2 protein-coding genes are annotated in these 1,903 nt (G+C 43.4%); both read right to left on the reverse strand.

Annotated features, from left to right (window positions below; all coding sequences use genetic code 11):
* Positions 1–250: 250 nt before the first annotated feature.
* Positions 251–631, reverse strand: a complete 381-nt coding sequence (locus MO867_RS21825) for a hypothetical protein (protein ID WP_252473076.1) — start codon at positions 629–631, stop codon at positions 251–253.
* A gap of 79 nt (positions 632–710) precedes the next feature.
* Positions 711–1,076, reverse strand: coding sequence for a cupin domain-containing protein (locus MO867_RS21830; RefSeq protein WP_252473077.1), 366 nt, complete (start codon positions 1,074–1,076; stop codon positions 711–713).
* Positions 1,077–1,903 lie beyond the last annotated feature (827 nt).

Here is a 1,903-nt window from a genome sequence, read left to right on the forward strand (position 1 = left end):
GCCCGCTGGAATTTCTAGTGGGTAAGCGTGTGTCGCTTATGTTGGCAATCTAGCGTTTACCCATCCCTCATTTGGAATGTGAGCCAAGGGTACATCAAATTCTTTAATATAAAACCCCGTGCCTTCTGGAAAATCTTCTTTCTTCATTCCTTTACCTAATTACACATAACGCCCTTCGTATAAGCGAGCAACTTGTTGCGAGTCCAGCGCACGAAGTGCGCGACTGTGCCGGCGTTTGTTAGAAGTGGTACTACCGATTGGCATATATATAAAATCCTGAGAGTGCTGCGAATATAATAACTGGGGCAATAAAATAGACAAAGATCTTCTGATTTATTGTTCTATTCTCCAGCTCCTTATTTTGCTTTCTCTGTGCATTTTGGAAGTAGTGTTCTAGTTTAGGAAATCCTACCACCGAGTATACAAACATCAAAACACCACCGGCGGTATATAAGTACAGAATTGACCAGTACTCACCTGGCTCAACTGAGAGCCTTACAAACCTCGATTCTAAATACTGAAGTTTGTATACCACTCCACTGATCCCTGCATAGGAGGTATATATAAAAACCACCAGTGCAACTAACTGCAGCTCTCTCTTTGGGTTTTGGCGAATTTCAATATGCTTCATCTAGCTCTAACGCCTTGCAAAGGGGGGAAGGGGCGAAGTGCACAGTACTTTGTCCCACTTGCGCAATTTGTTAGATGCTTTACGCCCACACCCCATTCTCCGCTGTTAACTCACCGCCAGCATCGCCTGTGTTCACAACCCCCTTCGGTTCTACTAACATTATTTTACACTCGTCTTTAGTCACAGGCCGATGCTCCACACCCTTTGGAACTACATACATTTCTCCAGTCTCCAATGTAACTTTACCATCTCGAAACTCGATATCCAGAGAGCCTTCCAGCACGATAAAGACTTCATCAGTATCTGGGTGATCATGCCACACGAAATCGCCTAGTGCTTTAACTAGCTTAAACTGATAATCGTTCATTTCCGCAATTATTCGAGGAGACCAATGCTTATCGAATGTTGCAAGCTTATCATTAAAATTTATTGCTTCATGCTTCATGCTTCATATTTTTTCCTGACAGCTAATACTGAGCTAACCAGCAGCCGGTGCGAAGCACGCTTTTGGCTGTGCGACGGAGGCCGCTTACGGCCGGAGTGTAGTTGAGCGCCTCGTTATGTGTGGCTAACACGACAGCACCTTGGCGTACCCCATAATTTTATTGGCTTCACAAATTTGCCACATGAACCCCGGTTGAAATAAGATCGAATCTTGAACTGGAACAATACATTTAATGACAGCCTCACAACTTTCACCGGGAGCGAGTAAATCCTGCCCTATGAACTCGATTTGGCCTATAAATGTATAGTCTCGCCCAGGCATCCAGTGATTAGGTCGAATTCCTGACCTATATCCTGGGCGACCCTCCATACAGCTTTGGTGAAGGCCAACTTCAACCCTCAATGTTAGAACTTTCGTTTCCAATTCATCGACTCTCATGGCACATAACATTTATATAGGAATCATTCTGACCACTATTATCATGATTACCATCCTGGAATCAATCTAACGAAGAAGTGCGTAAGAACCTGGAGGAATCAATAAGTTACATACTAGCCTGAACTCTTGTCCCAAGTGCAAAAATGATCACTTTGCCCACTATCCCCAATGAATAGATTTTCTCTAACTCACTGCTGTACCTATAGGTTTCAATAAATCAGGATCTTTATAAAAAAAAACAGTCAAGCCGATTGAAAATCATGTTGATTTCTTATCAGGTACTTAGGAGGGTTGAAAAATGGAGCGGTGCTTGAAGCGTTTTAGGTCGTATATCACTTAGCAATACTTCGGACAGTTTTAGGGGGCGAAATAGGTAGGAACCACGGCCA

The organism is Microbulbifer okhotskensis, from assembly GCF_023895975.1.
In the GTDB taxonomy this organism is placed as follows: domain Bacteria; phylum Pseudomonadota; class Gammaproteobacteria; order Pseudomonadales; family Cellvibrionaceae; genus Microbulbifer; species Microbulbifer okhotskensis.